The 16,931-nt window shown below is 72.6% G+C and carries 16 protein-coding genes and 1 pseudogene; 10 read left to right on the top strand and 7 right to left on the bottom strand.

Features of this window, described 5'->3' with window-relative positions:
• Positions 1–121 precede the first annotated feature (121 nt).
• The 6 genes from ACFY93_RS03335 (at position 122) to ACFY93_RS03310 (ending at position 4,755) form a co-directional block, all read left to right on the top strand.
• Positions 122–1,015, top strand: a complete 894-nt coding sequence (locus ACFY93_RS03335; protein WP_391353149.1) for a DMT family transporter — start codon at positions 122–124, stop codon at positions 1,013–1,015.
• A gap of 67 nt (positions 1,016–1,082) precedes the next feature.
• Positions 1,083–1,598 carry an NUDIX domain-containing protein gene (locus ACFY93_RS03330; protein ID WP_391353572.1) on the top strand — a complete coding sequence of 172 codons (516 nt, stop codon included), beginning with the start codon at positions 1,083–1,085 and terminating at the stop codon, positions 1,596–1,598.
• 61 nt (positions 1,599–1,659) lie between these two features.
• The gene (locus ACFY93_RS03325; RefSeq protein WP_391353147.1) at positions 1,660–2,052 is read left to right on the top strand and encodes a DUF202 domain-containing protein; all 393 of its coding nucleotides are present in this window, start codon (positions 1,660–1,662) and stop codon (positions 2,050–2,052) included.
• Positions 2,049–2,372, top strand: coding sequence for a DUF202 domain-containing protein (locus ACFY93_RS03320; protein WP_391353145.1), 324 nt, complete (start codon positions 2,049–2,051; stop codon positions 2,370–2,372). The genes ACFY93_RS03325 and ACFY93_RS03320 overlap by 4 nt, the downstream gene beginning before the upstream one ends.
• Positions 2,373–2,512: 140 nt before the next feature.
• Positions 2,513–3,535 carry a phosphotransferase gene (locus tag ACFY93_RS03315; RefSeq protein ID WP_391353143.1) on the top strand — a complete coding sequence of 341 codons (1,023 nt, stop codon included), beginning with the start codon at positions 2,513–2,515 and terminating at the stop codon, positions 3,533–3,535.
• 5 nt (positions 3,536–3,540) lie between these two features.
• Entirely contained in the window at positions 3,541–4,755 is a 1,215-nt protein-coding gene (locus tag ACFY93_RS03310) for an acyl-CoA dehydrogenase family protein (protein ID WP_391353141.1), read from the top strand.
• A gap of 64 nt (positions 4,756–4,819) precedes the next feature.
• Here the strand turns inward: ACFY93_RS03310 and ACFY93_RS03305 are convergent, their stop codons facing one another.
• Genes ACFY93_RS03305 through ACFY93_RS03295 form a run of 3 tightly spaced genes read right to left on the bottom strand, consistent with a single transcriptional unit; the run spans position 4,820 to position 7,896 of the window.
• Positions 4,820–5,413 carry a TetR family transcriptional regulator gene (locus ACFY93_RS03305; RefSeq protein WP_391353139.1) on the bottom strand — a complete coding sequence of 198 codons (594 nt, stop codon included), beginning with the start codon at positions 5,411–5,413 and terminating at the stop codon, positions 4,820–4,822.
• Positions 5,414–5,461: 48 nt separating this feature from the next.
• Complete coding sequence (locus ACFY93_RS03300; RefSeq protein WP_391353137.1) at positions 5,462–7,132, bottom strand: AMP-binding protein; 1,671 nt, start codon at positions 7,130–7,132, stop codon at positions 5,462–5,464.
• Positions 7,129–7,896 (bottom strand): SDR family NAD(P)-dependent oxidoreductase, encoded by a 768-nt coding sequence (locus tag ACFY93_RS03295; protein WP_391353135.1) that lies wholly within the window; start codon positions 7,894–7,896, stop codon positions 7,129–7,131. Before ACFY93_RS03295 ends, ACFY93_RS03300 begins: the two co-directional genes overlap by 4 nt.
• A gap of 322 nt (positions 7,897–8,218) precedes the next feature.
• Here ACFY93_RS03295 and ACFY93_RS03290 point away from each other — a divergent pair.
• A pseudogene (locus ACFY93_RS03290) lies at positions 8,219–9,518 on the top strand (exo-beta-N-acetylmuramidase NamZ domain-containing protein).
• A gap of 53 nt (positions 9,519–9,571) precedes the next feature.
• Here the strand turns inward: ACFY93_RS03290 and ACFY93_RS03285 are convergent.
• Entirely contained in the window at positions 9,572–12,400 is a 2,829-nt protein-coding gene (locus ACFY93_RS03285; RefSeq protein ID WP_391353133.1) for a penicillin acylase family protein, read from the bottom strand.
• A 419-nt stretch (positions 12,401–12,819) separates the two neighbouring features.
• On the opposite strand from ACFY93_RS03285, the gene ACFY93_RS03280 reads away from it, so the two are divergent.
• On the top strand, positions 12,820–13,422 hold the full coding sequence (locus ACFY93_RS03280) for a hypothetical protein (RefSeq protein WP_391353132.1): 603 nt from the start codon (positions 12,820–12,822) through the stop codon (positions 13,420–13,422).
• A gap of 136 nt (positions 13,423–13,558) precedes the next feature.
• Entirely contained in the window at positions 13,559–14,626 is a 1,068-nt protein-coding gene (locus ACFY93_RS03275; RefSeq protein ID WP_391353130.1) for an RNA ligase (ATP), read from the top strand.
• A 22-nt stretch (positions 14,627–14,648) separates the two neighbouring features.
• On the opposite strand, the gene soxR is transcribed toward ACFY93_RS03275, so the two are convergent.
• Positions 14,649–15,221: a redox-sensitive transcriptional activator SoxR gene (gene soxR / locus ACFY93_RS03270; protein WP_391353128.1), complete on the bottom strand. Its 573-nt coding sequence runs from the start codon at positions 15,219–15,221 to the stop codon at positions 14,649–14,651.
• Positions 15,222–15,328: 107 nt separating this feature from the next.
• Between soxR and ACFY93_RS03265 the strand changes: the two genes are divergently transcribed.
• Positions 15,329–15,790 (top strand): MaoC/PaaZ C-terminal domain-containing protein, encoded by a 462-nt coding sequence (locus ACFY93_RS03265; RefSeq protein ID WP_391353126.1) that lies wholly within the window; start codon positions 15,329–15,331, stop codon positions 15,788–15,790.
• 23 nt (positions 15,791–15,813) lie between these two features.
• Here ACFY93_RS03265 and ACFY93_RS03260 read toward each other — a convergent pair whose 3' ends face one another.
• Together ACFY93_RS03260 and ACFY93_RS03255 are read right to left on the bottom strand one after the other, a co-directional pair.
• Positions 15,814–16,437: a TetR family transcriptional regulator gene (locus tag ACFY93_RS03260; protein ID WP_391353124.1), complete on the bottom strand. Its 624-nt coding sequence runs from the start codon at positions 16,435–16,437 to the stop codon at positions 15,814–15,816.
• A 97-nt stretch (positions 16,438–16,534) separates the two neighbouring features.
• Complete coding sequence (locus tag ACFY93_RS03255) at positions 16,535–16,822, bottom strand: YiaA/YiaB family inner membrane protein (protein WP_391353122.1); 288 nt, start codon at positions 16,820–16,822, stop codon at positions 16,535–16,537.
• Between the last annotated feature and the right edge of the window lie 109 nt (positions 16,823–16,931).

The raw sequence follows: 16,931 nt of genomic DNA, 5'->3' as shown, positions 1-16,931 counted from the left end.
TGACCGAGTCAACCGTGCGGTTACGGGTACTCTCGGTGGCAGGCTCAGGCCTTCGACGCCGGAGCCGGTGGGACACCCGCCCGTGGCCTGAGCTGAATCCTGAGGTAGCGAGGTACGCAGCGTGTCGGTTCTCGTTCTGGTCCTCTCCCTGTGCGCGGCCTGCTGCCTGGGTTTCGGCTTCGTGCTCCAGCAGAACGCCGCCTCGCACGCGCCGCTGAGCGACTACCTCTCCCCCCGGCTGCTGCTCGACCTGGTGCGCGTTCCGGTCTGGCTGGGCGGCATCGGGCTCATGATCTGCGGCATGGTCCTCGGCGCCGTCGCCCTGGGGCAGGGCGAGATCTCCCTGGTCGAGCCGCTCCTCGCGACCAACCTGCTGTTCGCCCTGGCGCTGTCGCGCAAACAGACCAAGCAGCCGCTGAGCCATCAGGGCTGGGCCGGGCTCGCGCTGCTGGCGGGGGGCGTCACCCTGTTCATCGTCGCGGGGCGGCCCAAGGGCGGCGACGCCGTCACCGACCCCCTGCGCCACTGGCTGGTCATCGGCATCGTCGTCGGCCTCGCCCTGCTGCTCACCACGTACGCGAAACGTACCCGGCTCGGCGTCGCCCCGGTCCTGCTGGGCACGGCCGCGGGACTGCTGTACGGGGTGCAGGACGCGCTCACCCGGGTCAGCGGCCAGCGGTTCGGCGAGGGCGGGCTGACCGGGGTCCTCACCAGCTGGCAGCCGTACGCGGTGGTGCTGCTCGGGACGACCGGGCTGCTGCTGATGCAGAGCGCCTTCGAGACGGCGCCGCTGCGCATGTCCCTGCCCGCGCTCACCGCGGCCGAGCCGCTCGCCGGGATCTTCTGCGGGATCGGGTTCATGGGGGACCAGCTGCGCACGGACGTGGCCGCCCTCGCCTGGCAGGCGACGGGCCTCGCCGCGATCGTGGTGGGCATCGTGCTGCTCGGGCTGCACCCGGCGATGCCGGGGTACGCGACGCACCAGGCCGAGCCGCGCGACCTCCAGGCACGCTGAGCGCGGACGGCCGGGCCCGGGAATGCCCCGGGCGACCGCGGAGGAGACTACGGACATGACCATGCCCATGCGTGACGCCGACGAACTGCTCGACATCGTGGACGAGGACGACCGGGTCGTCGGGCAGGCGCCCCGGGGTGAGGTGTACGCGCGGGGCCTGCGCCACCGCTGCGCCTTCGTCCGGGTCCGGGACGCCGAGGGCCGGGTCTTCGTCCACCGCCGGACCGCCGCCAAGGCGGTCTTCCCCTCCCTGTACGACATGTTCGTCGGCGGTGTCGTCGGCGCGGGCGAGACGTACGACGAGGCGGCACTGCGCGAGGCAGAGGAGGAGCTGGGCGTCTCGGGTCTCCCCCGGCCCGTCCCCGTGCTCCGGTTCCTCTACGACGACGGCGCGGGGCGGAGCTGGTGGTCGGCCGTGTACGAGGTGCGCTGCGAGCTCCCGGTCGATCCGCAGAAGGAGGAGGTCGCCTGGTACGGCTTCCTCACCGAGGACGAGCTGGAGCTGCGCCTGGCCGAGTGGCCCTGGGTCCCGGACGGCCTGGCCGCCCACGAACACCTCAGGGCCCGCCGCGCCATGGGCTGAGGCCGGACCGGCGTCGGGGCGCCGCGTGACGCGGGCGGCCGCCGCCGTTAGTGTCGCGAGCGTGATCGAATTCGCGCGGAACGTCCGGCTGTGGTTCGCGCCGCAGGAGGTACGGGAGGAGGGCGACACGCCCGACTACCGGTTCTCCCTGGCCAACGAGCGGACCTTCCTCGCGTGGCTGCGCACCGCGCTGGCGCTGATCGGCGGCGGGTTCGCGGTGGACCAGTTCCTGCCGGACCTGCGGTGGGGATGGCGGGTCGGGCTGGCGCTGGCGCTCCTCGCGGCGGGCGTGCTGTGCTCGCTGCGCGCGGTCAACCACTGGGTGCGCTGCGAGCGGGCGATCCGGCGGGGCGGCGATCTGCCGGTGTCGCGTTTCCCCGCGCTGCTGAGCATCGCGGTCGCGGTCGTCGCCGTCGCGATGGTCCTCGTCGTGCTCTTCGGCTGGGAAGGATGACCGGGCCCGCCCCGGAACGCGATCCGGGACTCCAGCCCGAACGGACCCGGCTGGCCTGGCGGCGTACGACCCTGTCGAGCACCGTCGCCACCGTGCTGGCCGTGAAGGCGGCGCTGCAGGACGTGCGGCCGGTGTACGCGGCGGCCGGCGCCCTGTGCTGCGCGCTCTGGCTGGGCTTCCTGGCCGTCGCCCACCGCCGTATCCGGGTGCTCGCGGCGTCCGGCCGGGTCCCGCCCCCGGTGCTCGGCGCGCGGCACGCGTCGGCGGCCGCCCTGTGCACGCTGGCGCTGGCGGTGTGCGCGGCGGCGCTGGTGATCTAGGCCTCTCGTTCGGATCACGCCGGGCTCGCGGGGCCTGGCGCACCCGCGAGACGCCGATCACGTTCGGTTCCCCTACTGGACGACATACCGACCGGTCGGCATCATAGTGCCGTCCCGTCCACGCCCGAACAGGAGCAATGATGAGCCCAGACCACCCGCCGGGTCTCGACCTCGACCGGCTGCGCGGCCTTCTCGACAGCGAGCGGCCCGGCCTGGCGCTCGGCCCTCTCACCGGCCGGCTCATCGAGGGCGGGCGGTCGAACCTCACGTACGCGGTCACGGACGGCACCTCGGAGTGGGTCGTGCGGCGGCCTCCGCTGGGCCACGTCCTGGCCACCGCGCACGACATGCGGCGCGAGCACCGGGTGATCAGCGCGCTGCACCCGACGGCCGTGCCGGTGCCCCGGCCGCTGCTGCTGTGCGAGGACGACACGGTACTGGGCGCTCCGTTCTACGTCATGGAGTTCGTGGAGGGCACCCCGTACCGCACCGCCGCCCAGCTCGCGCCGCTCGGCCCCGAACGCACCCGCGCCGCGGTCCTCTCGCTCGTCGACACCCTCGTCGAGCTGCACGCCGTCGACCCCGCGGAGGTGGGCCTGGGGGACTTCGGGCGTCCCGAGGGCTTCCTGGACCGGCAGCTGCGCCGCTGGGGCAAGCAGCTGGACGCCTCCCGCAACCGCGAGCTGGCCGGGATCGACGAGCTGCACGCCGCGCTGGGCCGTGACCTGCCGGCCTCTCCCGCGCCCTGCGTGGTGCACGGCGACTACCGGCTGGACAACGTCCTGATCGGCTCGGACGACCGCATCAACGCCATCCTCGACTGGGAGATGTCCACGCTCGGCGACCCGCTGACCGACCTCGGGCTCCTGGTGATGTACAGCACGCCGCTGGAGCTGCCCGGCTCCCCCATCAGCACGACGGCGACGGCGCAGGGCCACCCGTCCGCCGCGGAGATCACCGAGCGGTACGCCGCGCGCTCGGGGCGCGACGTGTCGGCGGTCTCCTGGTACACGGCGTTCGCCTGGTTCAAGCTCGCCGTGATCCTCGAGGGCATCCACTACCGCTACACCCTCGGCCAGACCGTCGGCGGCGGTTTCGACCGCATCGGCGACCTGGTCCCGGTCTTCATCGAGCACGGCCTGACCACTCTTCAGGAGGGCTGATCCGCATGGACTTCGCATTCGACGCGCGCACCGAGGAACTGCGCCACAGGCTGCTGGCCTTCATGGACGAGTACGTGTACCCGGCGGAGACCACGGCGCACGAGCAGCGCGCCCTGCTCGCCTCGCCGTGGGACACGCCGGCGGTGGTGGAGGAGCTGAAGGCCGAGGCCCGCAGGCAGGGCCTGTGGAACCTCTTCCTGCCGGACCCCGCGTACGGGGGCGGGCTGACGAACCTCCAGTACGCGCCGCTCGCCGAGATCACCGGCCGCAGTCCGCAGCTGGCGCCGACCGCGCTGAACTGCGCGGCGCCGGACACCGGCAACATGGAGGTGCTGGCGCAGTTCGGCGACGAGCGGCAGCGCAAGCAGTGGCTCGAGCCGCTGCTGGCGGGCGAGATCCGCTCGGCGTTCGCGATGACCGAGCCGGAGGTGGCCTCCTCCGACGCCACGAACATCACGACGCTGATCGAGCGGGACGGCGACGAGTACGTCATCACGGGACGCAAGTGGTACATCTCCGGTGCGATGAACCCGGACTGCGCGATCCTCATCGTGATGGGCAAGACCGACCCGGACGGCGACGACATCCGCCGCCAGCAGTCGATGGTCCTGGTCCCGCGTGACACGCCCGGCGTCGAGATCCGGCGCGCCATGCAGGTCTACGGGTACGAGGACCACTACCACGGGGGTCACGCCGAGGTGGTCTTCGACCACGCGCGCGTGCCGGTGGCCAACCTGGTCGGCGAGGAGGGCGGCGGGTTCGCGATCGCCCAGGCCCGGCTCGGCCCGGGCCGCATCCACCACTGCATGCGGCTGATCGGCATGGCCGAGCGGGCGATCGAGCTGATGTGCCGGCGGGCGGTGGAGCGCACGGCGTTCGGGAAGCCGCTGGCCCGGCAGGGCGTGGTGCACAACTGGATCGCCGACGCGCGCGTGGCCGTCGAGCAGCTGCGGCTGCTGGTCCTGAAGACGGCCTGGATGATGGACACGGTCGGCAACCGGGGGGCGCACACCGAGATCCAGGCCATCAAGATCGCCACCCCGCGCACGGTCGTCGACATCATCGACAAGGCGGTGCAGCTGCACGGCGCGGGCGGGGTCAGCCAGGACTTCCCGCTGGCCGAACTCTGGGCGGGCGCCCGCACCCTGCGGCTGGCCGACGGACCCGACGAGGTGCACCAGCGGTCGCTGGCGCGGCGGGAGATCAAGAAGTACCTGTGAGCCGCCGTACGCGGTGAACGTGAGGGGGGCGGACGCCACGGCGTCCGCCCCCCTCACCGTGCCGCTACGGGCGCAGGGCGCGCAGCAGCAGGTCGGCCAGGTGGCCGGCGACCTCCTGCGGACCGAGGGGGCCGCCCGGCCGGTACCAGGTCGACAGGTGGTGCACGCTGCCGAAGTGGTAGTCGACGACCAGGTCGGCTGGGGTGGCCGTGGAGAACACGCCGGACTTCTGGCCCTCCTCCACCAGGGCGCGGAAGCGCTCGTGGTAATGCCGGCGGGCGGCGCGCACCTGCTTGTTCTTCTCGGGGCTCAGATGGTGCATGGAGCGGAAGAAGATCGAGGCGTCGTCGAGGTTGTCGATGGTGGTGACGACGACGTCGGCCGCCGCGCCGCGCAGCCGCTCCTCGACGGGCGCGTCGGCCTCCACGAAGGCGTCCAGGCGTTCCTGCTGGACGCGGAGCACGCGCGCGTACACCTCGTGCAGCAGGTCGTCCTTGGAGCCGAAGTAGTGGTAGAGCGCGCCCTTGGTGACACCGGCCGCCTCGACGATCTCCTGGACCGAGGTGCGGTCGTACCCCTGCTCGGCGAAGAGCCTGGTGGCGGCGGCCAGCAGCCGCTGCGGGACGGGCGTACCGTCTCCGTCCGTCGTCCTGGGCACTGCCGCCACCTGCCTTTCGAGAGTCACCGGCGCTCGCCGGATCGGGTTTCAGCCGTCGTGGCCGTCATGGCGGGAACGCAGTTCCCGCCGGAGGATCTTCCCACTTGCCGTCTTCGGCAGATCCGGCAGGATCTCCACCTTCCGCGGGTACTTGTAGGCGGCCAGTCTCTCCTTGCAGTACGCGGCCAGGGCGTCGGGGCCCGTATCGCTGCCGGGGCGCAGGCTGATGTAGGCCTTGACGGTCTCCCCGCGGTAGCCGTCGGGGACGCCGACGACGGCCGCCTCACGGACGGCGGGGTGCGTGTACAGGACGTCCTCGACCTCGCGCGGCCACACCTTGAAGCCGGAGGCGTTGATCATGTCCTTCTTGCGGTCGACGACGTACAGCCAGCCGGCGGGGTCCATGAAGCCGATGTCGCCGGTGCGCAGTTCGCCGTCGGGGAAGGCCTCGGCGGTGGCCTCGGGGCGCCGCCAGTAGCCGGGGACGACCTGCGGGCCGCGGACGAGGATCTCGCCCTGTTCGCCGAAGGGCACCTCCCGGCCCTGCTCGTCGACGATGCGGACGACGGTGTCGGGGCCCGGCACGCCGACGGCGAGGGTCCCGGAGACCGGGTCGACGGGTGCCTCCTGCCCCGGCGGCACGGACGCGCAGGGCGCGGTGCACTCGGTGAGCCCGTAGCCGTTGTGGATGTAGGGGCCGAAGCCCTCCCGGAACTTCTCCACCAGTGCGGGCGGCAGCGGGGCTCCGCCCGAGGAGATCATCCGGAACGACGAGAAGTGGTCGCGGGTGACGGCCGGGTGGGCGGCGAGCGCCATGAAGGCCGTCGAGGGGCCGACCGTGTAGTGCGGCCGGTGCTCGGCGAACGCGTCGAGGACGACGCCCGCCTCGAAGCGGTAGGCGAGGACGAGCGTTCCCGCGCTGTTGAGGCAGCCGGCGAGCTGGGCGACCATCCCGGTGATGTGGAAGAGCGGGGCGAGCGCGAAGTAGACGGGGGAGTCGGGCAACTCCAGCCCCGTCCGCTGCCGCTCGGCGTTGTGCATGATGTTGCCGTGCGTGTTGGTGGCGCCCTTGGGGGTTCCGCTGGTGCCCGAGGTGTAGCTGATCAGCGCGATGTCCGAGGGCCCCGGGCCGCGGCCCTGGGGTGCCTTCGCGCCCTGCCGGGCGACGGCGATCAGGTCGTCGGCGTCGCCGGCCGGGGGCAGCCGCTCGAAGTTCAGCACGCGGGTGTCGCCCCGGGTCTGCAGGTCCAGCTCGCATCCGGTGAGGACGACGCGTACCGGCGAGCCGGCGGCCGTGGCCCGCAGATACGTCTCCCAGGCGCGGTCGGAGCAGACGAGCGCGGCGGCCTCGGCGTCCCGCAGGACGTGGGCGACCTCCGCGGACTTGTACATGGGGTTGACGGGTACGACGGTCGCGCCGGCCTTCCAGGCGCCGAGCAGCGCGAGCACGAAGTGCGGGCTGTTCTGCAGCGCGATCGCGACCCGGTCGCCGGGGGCGACGCCGCGGGAGGCGAGGTGCCCGGCCACGGAGTCGCTCAGCTCGTCGGTCTCGCGGTAGCTCAGCCGCGCGTCGAAGTAGGCGAGGAACGTGCGGTCCGGGGTCGCGGCGGCGGCCCTGCGCAGGGCGTGCACGAGGGAGGGCGCCGGGTCGACGGGGGCGCGCTGGGCTTCGTTCAGGCGGGCCAGCCAGGGCTTGGCCGCGTACGGGGAGCTGGTCACCGGCCACCCGCCTCCCACTTCTGCTGGAGGTGGTTCATGTTCGTCAGCCAGCGGTCGGGGTCGGCGGCCCGCAGCTGGTAGTAGCCGGCGACCTCGGGGTGCGGCAGGATCAGGAAGCGGTCCTCCTCGATGCCCCGGAACAGGGCGTCGGCGACGGCCTCGGGTTCGATGGCGGTCGGCTGGAGGACGAGGTCGCCCGCGCTGCCGGTGGCGGCCAGCATGTCGGTGCGCACCCCCTGCGGGCAGATCGCGTGGACCTTGATCCCGCGGTGCCGGTAGGTGAGGGAGAGCCACTCGGCGAAGGCGTAGGCGCCGTGCTTGGTGACGCTGTAGGGGGCGGCGCCGACCATGGTGAGCAGTCCGGCGGCGGAGACGGTGGAGACGAAGCGTCCGGCGCCCCGCTCCAGCCAGCCGGGGATCAGTTCCCGAGCCGCGCGGACGTGCGCCATCACGTTGACGTCCCAGGCCAGTTCCCAGACCGCCGGGTCGGCGGCCTCGGTGCCGCCGGAGCCGACGCCCGCGTTGGCGCAGTAGACGTCGACGGTGCCCCCCAGCGCCTCGCGGGCCTCGGCGACGATCACGGAGGCGTCGCCGGGGACGGCGGTGCCCCCGATCTCGTCGGCGACGGCCTTCGCCTTGGCTGCGTCCAGGTCGTTGACGACGACTCTGGCTCCGCCGGCGGCGAAGCGGCGGGCCAGCGCGGCTCCGATGCCGCCTCCCGCTCCGGTGACGACCACCCCGGCGTCCTGCACGGCTTCCACCATCGGTCTCCTTCGACGCGACCCCGAATCGGCTCTGCTGCCACGCCAGACTAACCAGTCGGTATGTCGTCGCGGAAGGGGCGGCGGACGACGCGGCACGGCGCCGGTGCCGCCGGGCGGGCGAGCGGCCGGATGACGGCGGCACCGCGAGCGGCCGGGGCGGCCGCGGCGACGGCGACCGCGAGGGAGGCCGGGGCGGCCGCGCCGCCTGAGCGGGCCGGCCGGGTGACGGTGCGGCCGGACGCGTCGGCTCCGTTCCCCCCGCGCGGTCCGCGCGTTAGCGTGCGTGGTCATGCCAGCTTCCGGCGATCACGGAGGTACCACCATGGTCCGGCACGTTCTCGGCTCCGCGCGGCCAGGGGCCACCCCGCTGTCCAGACGGGGACTGCTCGGCGCCACCGCCGGGGCCACCGCCGCCGCGCTCACGGCGGGCCCGGCCGCCGCGGCCGAGGGGCACGGCCGCGGGCGGCACGGCGGCCGGCTGCGCACCGGCTTCGAGCGGCTCGCCGACGACGGCTACGCGCTGCTCGACAAGGAGCGCGTCGGCGTCGTGACGAACCCGACGGGCATCACCCGGGACGCCCGGCACATCGTCGACGTCATGCACGCCGACGAGAGGGTGGACCTGGTCGCGGTCTTCGGGCCCGAGCACGGTTTCCGCGGCACGGCGCAGGCGGGCGGCTCCGAGGGCCGCTACGACGACCCGGCGACCGGCCTGCCCGTCTACGACACGTACCTGAAGAGCGGGCAGCCGCTGGCCGACGTCTTCACCGCCTCCGGGGTCGACACGGTGGTGTTCGACATCCAGGACGTCGGCGCGCGCTTCTACACGTACATCTGGACGCTGTACGACTGCATGGAGGCGGGCGCGGCTCGCGGGCAAGCGGTTCGTCGTCCTGGACCGGCCGAACCCGGTCACCGGGCGGGCGGCGCTGGGGCCCGTCCTGCACAAGGAGTTCGCCACGTTCGTGGGGCGGCAGCCCGTCTCGCAGGCGCACGGGATGACGGTCGCCGAGCTGGCACGGCTGTTCAACGGCGAGTTCCTGCCGTCGCCGGTGCCGCTGGACACGGTGACGATGACGGGATGGCGGCGCACGGACTTCTACGACGCCTCGGGGCTGCCCTGGGTACCGCCGAGCCCGAACATGCCGACCCCGGACACCGCCCTGGTCTACGCGGGCACCTGTCTGTTCGAGGGGACGAACCTGTCGGAGGGGCGCGGGACCACCCGGCCGTTCGAACTGCTCGGCGCCGAGGGCGTCGACCACGCGTGGGCCGACGCGGCGAACCGGCTGGAGCTGCCCGGCGTGCGCTTCCGGGAGGCGTACTTCGCGCCGGTCTTCTCCAAGTTCCAGGGCAGGACGGTCGGCGGCGTGCAGCTCCACGTCCACGACCGGGCCGCGTTCGATCCGGTGCACACGGGTGTCGCCCTCCTCGTGACCGCCCGGAAGGTCTGGAGCGGCTTCGCCTGGCGCTCCGACCACTGGATCGACAAGCTGACGGGCTCCACCCTGGTGCGCACGATGATCGACGCGGGGGCGACGGCCGACGAGGTCGCCGCCGCCTGGCAGAAGGAGCTGACGGCCTTCCGCCGGACGCGGACCCGGTATCTGCTCTACCGCTGAGCGCGCGGCGGCCCGCCGGCCCCCGGGTACGGGGACCGGCGGGCCGCGTCCCGTCACCGGTGTGCCGGGAACTCCACGACCTGCTGGTACGTCGGCCGGTTCTGCCACTGGACCAGCCGGTGGGTGATGCCGCCGAGGGCCCGCTGGTTGATCGCGTCCGCGCACCACTGGTCGCCGGCCGCGCAGAGGTCGTCGCCGGGGTAGACCTCGGCGGCGGACCTGCCCGCGGCGGTGGCGAGCGTGTCCAGCAGCACGTCACGGCAGGCGTCGAGCGAGCCGCCTCCGCAGTACGTGCGGCCGAGCTTGCCGCGCACCGGATCGCCGAGCACCGAGCGCAGGTCCTTGTCGACGTAGCCCCACCAGCCGTACTGGAAGGAGGAGCCCGCGTGCGCGCCGGTCGGGCCGTGGCCCGAGGACGGCGACTCGTCGACGGAGAGCTGGCCGGTCAGCGACGACCAGAGCCCGTCGCCGAGGCCGGGCCTGAACTCCGCCTCGACCAGCGCCGGCCACCAGGCGTCCATGATCCGGACGGCGTCGGCGTGCGTGTACGTCTTCGACCCCGCCGACTTCTGGTTGCGTTCGGCGCCCGCCTTCAGCCAGGCGTCCAGCTGGTCGACGGCCTTGGCCGCGGCCGGGTCCGTGACCGGCCGGGAGCGCAGCACCCGCAGCAGCTCGGGCAGCACCTGTTCACCGCGCAGATCGGTGACCGCGGCGTCCTCCATGGCCTGCGTGAGCGACGCCCGGGTGACGCCTCCCTTCGCGACCAGGGCCTTCACCCTGCCGTCCAGGAGGTCGCCGCGGTGCACGGCGCCCATGCTGAGGTTGGCGGCGCTGTAGTCCTTGGCCTGTTTGTTGTTCCAGGAGACGTAGTAGTCCTGGTTGACGGACTGCGGGTGCTCGGCGGGCGGGGTCAGCGCCATGGTGTTGTCCGCCGGATCGAAGTCCTTCCACTCGTACGCCTTCTCGGCGCGCACCGGGAAGGTGGGGTCGACGCCCGCCGCCCGTACGGGGTTGTCGCCGCTGTTGTAGTAGGCGATGTCCTTCGAGTCCGCGTAGAACCAGTTGAAGGCGTAGCTGATGTGCTGCGCGGCCTGCTGGAACGTCGCGGCACCGGTGACGTACGACGGGTCGTTGAGCATCTGGAAGCCGACGATCGAGTCCGCCTCGTGCCGGTAGGTGGAGCGCAGTGACGCGTACGCGACGGGCTTGCCGTCGACGGTCGCGCGGTGGGTGACGATGCCGTAGTGGGTGCGGAAGACCTGCATCCGGTAGGAGCCGGCCGCGGTGGAGTCGGCGGTGGTCGGCTTCCAGGAGTTGGTCCGCTCCATCTTCTCCATGGCGGTGCAGGTGCCGTGGTAGAGGTAGTGGCCGGACCGCTTGGTGGGCGCGGAGCCGTCCGGCTCGCACAGTCGCAGGGCGTAGGTGTCGGTGATGTCCTGTGTCGCCGACGTGGCCGACCAGGCGTAGTCCTGGCCCCGGCCGAGCTGCACGTACATGCCGACGCCCGCGAAGGAGACGCCCCGCGCGCTGATGCCGGGCCCCTGGAGTTCCTGCATCATCAGCAGCTGTGGCGCGAAATAGCCGGTCTGCGGGCCGAAGACGGCCACCGGGTGGCCGCTCGCCGTGTGCTTGCCGGAGACCAGCAGCGCGTTGGACATGCCCCTCCTGCTCGCGCCCCCGCTGAACAGGTGCTCGGGGAGCACGCCGTCGTCGTGGATGCCCCGGAGCTTCTTCAGGGCCCCGCTCGCCTTCACCGGGGCGCGTGCCCCGGTCACGGCCGAGCCCGTGCGGTCGTAGACGAGCTGTTCGCGCTCGACGGAGCCGGCGTCCGGCAGGGCGGTGCCCTTGGCGTCGGCGGGCCTGCCGGCGTACGGGAAGCTGCTGCCGTCGTGGAGCGTGAGGACGGTCTCGGGGTCGTTGCGCTGCCGGAAGGACTCCCAGACCTCGGTGCCCTGCTGGACGCCGTACTTCTGCTGTGCGGCGAGCAGGGAGAGCGCGGAGTCGACCTCTCCCCCGCCGCCGTTGCCGAAGAGTCCGCCGACGACCGAGGCGAGCGCGATCATGTCGGTCACCTTGAAGGGCTCGATCTCACCGGCGTTGGTGATCGCGTCGATCTTGCCGGTGAGGACGTACTCACCGGGGAAGTAGCGGCCGTTCTTGGAGGCCACGCGGTAGGCGTTGAGGCCGTCGATGTACGCCTGGGCGTCCCGCATGGCCTGCTTGCCGCGCTCGTCCGCCTGGTTCGTCAGATAGTCGACCTGCTTCTGGAGGTCCTCCTCGGTGTACGGGGCCTGCGGCCAGAACTCCTGCTCGAGCCCCTGGTTGGCCAGGGCGCCGCCCGCGAAGGAGGTCAGCTCGCCGCGGCCGATGTGCCGGAAGAGGTCGATGAGCCACATCCGGTCCTGGCCGGCCGCGTACCCGGCGCCGAACTCGGTCCCGTAGCGCGTGCTGCCCTCGATGTGCGGGACGCCGTACTTCTTGTCGCGGGTGATCGTCACGTCGGCGCGCGGCCGGGTGACCGAGGCGACCTGGCCGGAGGGGACGCCGAAGGACGAGTCGGCGAAGTACTGGCCGAGGGTGTCGTTCGTGAGAGCGGGGTACCCGGAGGACAGCGCGTCGTAGGGGGCGAGCTGGTCGTCGGCGTGTGCGGGCTGGGAGCCGAAGACCTTGTTGGCGAGGATCTCGGCGAGCGTGGCGCTGCCGTTGGCGCCGGGCGGAAGGATGTCCGAGCACTGGCCTTGGCAGTAGTCGGCGGCGGTGGCCGACTGCCCGGTGAGCGGCTGGGCCGCGGCCTGCTGGTGCAGTGGTACCAGCAGACCGGCCGTGAGGACGAACACCGATGCGGCCTTCAGGAACCCCGCGAACCCGCGGGGAGTTCTCATTGCGTCGAGGGTGGTGCGTGGGATGCGCCGTCGCATTTCTGCTCCTCACCGACGAAGGTGACGCGGAGGTTACTGCCGGTAGTGCCGCTGTTGAAGATGAACATGCGTCACATTTTCCGCGTCGCCACACGGGGCAGACGGCGTCGAGACGACGGAACGTGGTGGACGAGCGATGAACGAGCGCGGGAGGACCGTCCGTACTGGCGGAGGGCGAGCGACCGGGCGGCCGGTGACCGGCGCGCGGCCGGACGGCGTGCGGCTGCCGTCCGGGCGGCGTACGCGGACCGGCGTCCGCTGATGGCTGTCATCCGAAATCGGATGGAGCCGAATCGCTGGTCGGCACGTCTATTCGGCGGAGTCCGTACGACGACGCCGAAGTGACCGAAGTTCAGGTGCAGGTGTGACGGAGGTGCAGGGCGATGGCCGGTTTCCGGAGTCTGGCGAGACAGGTGCGCGATCCGAGGAGCGATCTGGCACTGCGGCGCTACTCGTTGCGCAAGTGCCTTGAGCGGTTCGCCCCTTACGGGCATCGGGCGACCTGGGACCATCTGTGCTCACGGGCCGGATTCGGCCCCGAGGACCGCTCACCCGACCCGGCGCGGCTGGTGGCCGCGCTGGAGGAGCTGGAGGAGGCGCGGTCGGTCTGGCTCGCCTACGAGGTCGAGTTCGCCGAGCGCCGCCGCAAGGAGAAGCACGACGGGCTGCGCAGCCCCGGCAGCGTCGACGACTGGCACCGGCTGACGTGGGGCGGGTTCGGGGTCGCCTGGTGCGACAACCCGCGGGTCCACCCCGGCGAGCCGCTCGCGGAGGTGCTGCGCCGGCTGATCGCCGCCCTGGAGCGCGAGCCTGGTGCCGTCTGCCCGGTCTGTGCCGGGGACCGTCTCGCCTGGAAGTACGACCTGGCCCACGAGCCGTCGTCGGGCCCGGTCTGCGCGGCCTGCGGCATCGTGGTGCCGCGGCCGGTGCTGACGTCCCAGGCACTCGCGGAGTCCAAGCGCGGCCGGCTGCTCGTGTCGGCGTGAGCCGCACGTGTACGGACGGACCCGGAGGGGCGCGCTCCGCGGCTCGGCCTAGCAGTCGTAAATCGGTTCGCTCAAGCCCTTTCCACCACGGAGAGTTGGAGGCGATGAAACAGAGCTGAACACCGAGGAGTCACCGATGTCGACCCTGCGGGTCACCGCCGAGGTACTGACCGTGCACGAGCACCCGAACGCCGACGCGCTCGAACTGGCCCAGGTGGGCCTGTACCGGGCCGTCGTGGCCAAGGGCGCCTACCGTACCGGCGAGTGCGCCGTGTACATCCCGGAGCAGTCCGTGCTCCCGGCCGGGCTGATCGAGGAGCTGGGGCTGACCGGGCGTCTCGCGGGGAGCCGGTCGGACCGGGTCAAGGCGGTACGGCTGCGCGGCGAGCTGTCCCAGGGGATCGTCTGCCGGCCGGAGGCCCTCGCGGACACCGACCTGACGCGGGCGGCGGCGGAGGGCACCGACTTCGCCGAGCGGCTCGGGATCACCAAGTGGGTCCCGCCCGTCCCGCCGACGATGGACGGCGAGGTGGAGTCGGCGCCCGGGCTGCTGTCCTGGGTCGACATCGAGAACATCCAGCGGTATCCGGACGTCTTCGCGCCGGGCGAACCGGTCGTCCTCACCGAGAAGCTGCACGGTTCGGCCTGTCTGCTGACCTACCTCGCCGACGAGGACCGGGTCCATGTCTCGTCGAAGGGTTTCGGCGCCAAGTCGCTCGCCCTGAAAGAAAATCCGCGCAACCTGTACTGGCGGGCCGTGCGCGGCCACGATGTCGCCGGGGCGGCGGAGCGGCTCGCCGGACGGCTCGGCGCGCGCCGGGTCGGGATCTTCGGCGAGGTGTACGGCGCGGGCGTCCAGGACCTCTCCTACGGCGCCGACGCCCGGCGCGAGACGCTCGGGTACGCGGCCTTCGACGTCTGCGCGGAGATCGACGGCACGGTCCGCTGGCTCGACGCCCACCTCCTGCTGGACGGCGAACTGCCGCTGGTACCACGGCTGTACGAGGGCCCGTACGACGTCGAGCGGGTCCTGGAGACCGCCTCGGGCGGGGAGACGGTGTCCGGGCGCGCCCTGCATCTGCGCGAGGGCGTGGTCATCAGGCCGGCCGTCGAGCGGTACAGCCCGGTGACGGGCGGCCGAGCCATCGCGAAGGCGGTCAGCCCCGCCTACCTGACACGCAAGGGTGGCACGGAGTACGAGTGACCCGGAGCCCGGCCGCCGCCGCTCAGCGGCAGGCACCGGGCTCTTCGCCACCGCCCCGGCCCGCACCCGCGCCGTCGCCACGGCCCGCACCCGCGCCGTCACCCCGTCCCGCACCCGCGCGGTCGCCACGGCCCGTGTTCCCGCGCTCGACCAGGAGCCGCGAGCCGGTCAGACGGCCGCCGAAGACGTCGTCGGGGTTGGACAGCACACAGGTCTCCAGGGAGAGGCAGCCGCAGCCGATGCAGTCCGTCAGGTGGTCGCGCAGGCGGCCCAGCCGGGTGATGCGCTCGTCGAGCTCGGACCGCCACGCCTCCGAGAGCCGGGCCCAGTCCTCCCGGGTGGGCGTCCGTTCCTCGGGGAGTTCGGCGAGCGCCTCGCGGATCGTGGCGAGCGGGATGCCGACCCGCTGGGCGGCCCGCACGAACGCGACGCGGCGCAGCGTGTCGCGGTGGTAGCGGCGCTGGTTGCCCGCGGTGCGGCGGCTGCTGATCAGGCCCTTGGACTCGTAGAAGTGGAGGGCGGAGACCGCCGCGCCGCTACGGGCGGACAGCTGGCCGACCGTGAGTTCATGGATCTTCTCGGGGATCTGGGGCACCCCTCGAACCCTACCCACCGCCGTCACCCGCCCGGCCGTTGACATGAGCCGCGACCCCGACCATGCTAAGCAGTCGCTTAGACATTGACACGCGGGAGGCCGGGAACATGGCAGAGCCGAGGATCTTCACGTCCGCCGAGGAGCTCGTGGCGGCGGTGGGCGAGCAGTTGGGCCACAGCGACTGGCTGGAGATCGACCAGAAGCGGATCGACCTCTTCGCGGACGCCACGGGCGACCACCAGTGGATCCACGTGGACCCGGAGAAGGCCGCCGCGGGGCCCTTCGGCACGACCATCGCCCACGGCTATCTGACCCTGTCTCTGCTGCCGGCGCTCGTCCCCCAGGTGCTGCGGGTCGAGGGCATGAAGATGGGCGTCAACTACGGCAGCAACAAGGTGCGCTTCCCCGCGCCGGTGCCGGTGGGCTCGCGGCTGCGCGCCACCGCCGTGCTCACGGACGTCACCGAGGCGGGCGGCGGCGTCCAGGTCACGGCGGCGGTGACGGTCGAGCGGGAGGGCGGCGACAAGCCCGTGTGCGTGGCGGAGTCGGTCTCCCGGTACTACTTCTGAGCCGGTGGGCCGACCCGGCGGTACTACCTCGCCCCCACCATCCGCAGGACGAGGTCGGCGTAGAGTTCGCCGACCTCGTCGGGCGTGCGGGGGCCGTTCACGTTGAACCAGCGCGCCACGTCGATGCAGAGCGAGAGCACGGCGAGCGTGGTGCCCGGTACGTCGGGCACGTCGAAGTCACCGGCGGCGACCCCGTCCTGGATGATGCCGCGCACCTCGGCGTCGACCTGGCGGCGCAGCGCGAGGATCTCGGCGCGGGCGTCCGGGCCGAGCGAGTCCAGCTCGTACTGGACGACCCGGGCGGTGGTCCGGCCGCCGGCGTGCCAGCGGACGAAGGAGCTCACCGCGTCGGCGAGGCGCTCGGCGGCGGTGCCCTCACGGCCCGCCGCCGTCCGCAGGATCTCGACGGCCTTCTCGTGGCCGATCCTGCTGATCCGGTGGAGCAGCTCTTCCTTGGTCTTGTAGTGGATGTAGAGCGCCGCCGGGCTCATGCCCGCGCGGCCCGCGATGTCCCGCGTCGTCGTCGCGTGGTAGCCGCGCTCGGCGAAGGCCTCCACGGCGGCGATCAGCAAGCGCCGCGCCGCGTCCGGGGTGACCTCGCCCCACGGCTGCGCGTCGCCGCCCGCCGTCTCCTCCGCCGTACCCATCACTCGCCCCTTCCCGTGCCAGGACGCACACCATACCCCTGCGCATGAGCAGGCGCTTAGGGCCCGTCCGGCCCGGGGCGTAGCCGGGAGGCACAGGTCAGGGCGTCTTGTAGGGGTCGTACTCGGCGAGCATCTTGTCGAGTCTCGCCTGATCCACCCGGCTGACGATCTGCCCGACCTCCTGTCGGTCGCGGATGACCTTGGCGAGGGTGAAGGCGGACGTGACCAGGTACAGCACGGCGATCGCGAGGAAGGCGCGGACCCAGGCGTCCGTGTGCAGGTTGTAGATGCCGAGCGAGGTGGCCGCCATCGCCACGCCGAAGGACGCGACCGCCTGGCCGTAGAAGGCCGTCGTGGACTGCTGCTTGACCGGTGTGTCACTCATGCCGCCAGCATCGGCCGGCGCGGGCGCGGGCACATCCGCCGCGCTACTCAGTCCGGTACTCAGATGCCCGCCGTTCCCCGCGCGGGCGCGTGCCCGCGCGGCGCCGGGC

This window comes from Streptomyces sp. NPDC008313, from assembly GCF_042956125.1.
Classification (GTDB): domain Bacteria; phylum Actinomycetota; class Actinomycetes; order Streptomycetales; family Streptomycetaceae; genus Streptomyces.
This window is presented reverse-complemented; position numbering and strand designations above follow the sequence as displayed.